The 3055-nt window shown below is 62.2% G+C and carries 3 protein-coding genes; 1 reads left to right on the top strand and 2 read right to left on the bottom strand.

The features are described 5' to 3' along the window. A partial coding sequence (locus B3873_RS06255) for an acyl-CoA dehydrogenase family protein (RefSeq protein WP_286864696.1) occupies positions 1–527 on the bottom strand: 527 nt, incomplete at its 3' end. A gap of 184 nt (positions 528–711) precedes the next feature. Continuing rightward, on the bottom strand, positions 712–1623 hold the full coding sequence (locus B3873_RS06250; RefSeq protein WP_039785990.1) for a LysR family transcriptional regulator: 912 nt from the start codon (positions 1621–1623) through the stop codon (positions 712–714). Between the two features lie 460 nt (positions 1624–2083). On the opposite strand from B3873_RS06250, the gene B3873_RS06245 reads away from it, so the two are divergent. Beyond that, a partial coding sequence (locus B3873_RS06245) for an MCP four helix bundle domain-containing protein (RefSeq protein ID WP_286864692.1) occupies positions 2084–3055 on the top strand: 972 nt, incomplete at its 3' end.

The following is a 3055-nucleotide window of genomic DNA, read 5'->3' as shown; positions in this document are numbered from 1 at the left end:
TTGGTGATCCACATCTTGCTGCCGGACAGGCTGTAGCCCCCATCCACCTTGCGCGCGCGGGTGATCATGCTGCCGGGGTCGGAACCGTGGTTGGGTTCGGTCAGGCCGAAGCAGCCTATCCATTCGCCGCTGGCCAGCTTGGGCAGGTATTTCTGTTTCTGCGCTTCGGTGCCGAAGGCATTGATGGGCGTCATCACCAGCGAGGATTGCACGCTCATCATGGAGCGATAGCCGGAATCGACGCGCTCGACTTCACGCGCGATCAAGCCATAACAAACGTAATTCAACCCGGCGCCACCGTATTGCTCGTCGATGGTCGCGCCCAGCAGGCCCAGCTCGCCCATCTCGCGGAAGATGCTCACATCCATCTTCTCGTGGCGGAAGGCTTCCAGCACGCGCGGGGCCAGGCGATCCTGGCAGTAGGCCTGGGCGGCGTCGCGGACCTGGCGCTCATCGTCGCTCAGTTGCTGCTCCAGCATCAGGGGGTCGGCGTAATCGAATGCATGTCGTTGCTGCGTTTTGCTCATGGAAGCCTCTTTTGTGCATCAGAAATCGCTGCAGCAGCACAGTCTTCGCAGACCGTCCTACCGCAGCGGCGGTGGACAAAAATATACGGACTGCCCCGCCCCGGCGCAAACGAATTGTTTGCATCACCATGTGCGTTTTGCGCACTCCGGTTCCGCCTGTCGAGACAGCTTCCAGGACACCGGCTCAACCCAATCCGCTGGGCAGGCGATACGCCTTGGCCTGCTCCTCCAGCCACTCCTGGAACAGGCGCAGCAGGGGCCGCTCCGAGGTGCGCTCGGGATAGATCAGGTAGTAGGAATGGGTGCTCAGGTAATCGTGATCGACTGCCACCACCAGCAGGCCGCGCCGCAATTCATCCTCGATCAGGAAGCGCGGGATCAGCGCCACGCCCATGCCCACGATGGCGGCCTGGGTCAGCATGGAGAACAGTTCCAGCTGCGTGCCTACCAGGTCGTTCTGCACCTGCATGCCGAAGGAAGCGAACCACTGCCGCCACACATAGGGCCGCGTGCTCTGCTGCAGCAGCGGATAGGCCAGCAGCTCGGTAGGAGTCAGCTTGCGGCCGGCACCGATGAGCTCGGGGCTGGCCACGGCCACCATGCTCTCGCGCATCAGGAACACGCCCTCGGTGCCGGGCCAGCTGGCTTGCCCGGCGTAGAGCGTGGCATCAAGATTGGTCTCTTCGAAAAGGAAGGGCCGGGTGCGCGGCCGCAGGTTGACGGTCACGCCCGGATGCGCCTCCAGGAAGGAACGCAGGCGCGGCAGCAGCCACCGAGTGGCGAAGGTCGGCATCACGCCCAGCTCCAGCGTATCGCCATGGCCATCGCGCGACATCAGGTGCAGGGCATCGCGCTCGATTTCATCCAGGCGCTGGCCGACCTGGTGGCTGTAGCTCACGCCCGCTTCGGTCAGGCGCACGCCGCGCTTGGTGCGGCGAAACAGCTTCAGGCCCAGGAATTCTTCCAGCGCGGCCACCTGGCGGCAGACCGCGCTTTGCGTCACCGCCATTTCCTGGGCGGCCTTGGTAAAGCTCTGGTGCCGCGCGGCCGACTCGAAGACGGCCATGGCCTGGGTGGAGGGAATCTTTCGGCGCATCGTGCGAAAAAGGCGGAGAAGTGAATTTTATGCACATCTTACTGCAGCTGCACCGTCTTCCATCATGCCTCATTGAATAATCTTGTACGACATCCTGACAACCATCGATATCAAACAATCGATATCAATTAACGCATTGCCAGCATGATTAATTTCATTGGATGGAAATCTTGCCGGTCGTTAAGATCAAGCCCGATCCAGCCATGCGACCATCGAACAGCAAGCGCCGGCGGCCAAGGGAGGCCGCTGGCTACAAGAGAGACAGGATGGGCAGGAAGCCGACGCTTCGTGACGGCATGACAGCATGACATCACCAGCACTTCATTGCTCCCGCAACCACGCCCCCCGGCCGGTTGCTGCTCTTGACGCCCGCACGCCAAACGGGCGGCCTCGCAGAAACGTTCGACTGCATCGTTCGGATCCGACACTGAAAACGATATAAATCGAATGCGAGGAAGACATGATCTGGTTCTACAACCTCAACATCGCCAAGAAGCTGGCGCTGTCCTTTGCGGTGGTGATTGCGCTGACCCTGTTGCAGGGCCTGTTCGCCATGAAGGAACTCAAGCAGGTCAACAGTGCTTCCGGCGAGATCGTCAACAAGTGGATGCCGACCATGGATGCCGCACGCGAACTGCAGGGTTCGCTGCCACCGCTGCGCCTCAATGAACTGGAACTGGTCACGGCGGTGACACCCCAGGAGCGTACCGCCGCCAACCAGTCCATCAAGAAACGGCTGGATGCGCTGGCCAAGCAGCGCGCGGTGTTCGAGCAGCGCATGTCCGAGCCCGAGGAGAAGGAACAGTACGCCCAGTTCGGCAAGAACCTGGCTGCCTACCTGAAGGTGGATGAGCAACTGGCCGAGATGGCGGCCAACCAGCAGTATGACGAGACGCGCGCGCTCTTCAACGGCGAATCTGCCAAGCTCTACACTGCGATGGTCGGCAACCTCAGCGCCATCGTCAAGCTCAATGCCAGCGGCAGCGCGCGCGCCGATGAAGAAGCCTCGGGCGTATTCCATGGGGCGCAGCGCTGGATCGTGGGCTTGCTGGCGGCGACGGTGGCCATCGGTTCACTGCTGGCCTTCGTGGTGGCGGCCAATGTCTCGCGCCCGTTGAAGGAAGCGGTGGAAATCGCCCAGCGCGTGGCGCGTGGCGACCTGACCCTGCGCATCCGCCCGGCCGGACGCGATGAAACCGGACGCCTCATGGAAGCCCTGCGCGTGATGAACGAGAGCCTGCGCGACATCGTCAATGAGGTGCGCCAGGGGACCGACACCATTGCTACCGCCTCCAACGAAATCGCCCGTGGCAACCTGGACCTGTCCAACCGCACCGAACAACAGGCCGGCTCGCTGGAAGAAACCGCGTCGGCCATGGAGCAATTGACTTCCACCGTCACCCAGAACGCCGACAACGCGCGCCAGGCCAAC

Origin of the sequence: Herbaspirillum sp. UBA812 (genome assembly GCF_002296545.1) — a bacterium.
Taxonomy (GTDB): Bacteria; Pseudomonadota; Gammaproteobacteria; order Burkholderiales; family Burkholderiaceae_D; genus Herbaspirillum; species Herbaspirillum huttiense.
This window is presented reverse-complemented; position numbering and strand designations above follow the sequence as displayed.

Excerpts from the sequence above, each read along its gene's own strand:
- B3873_RS06250 (WP_039785990.1), bottom strand. The coding sequence starts at position 1,623 with ATGCGCCGAAAGATTCCCTCCACCCAGGCCATGGCCGTCTTCGAGTCG.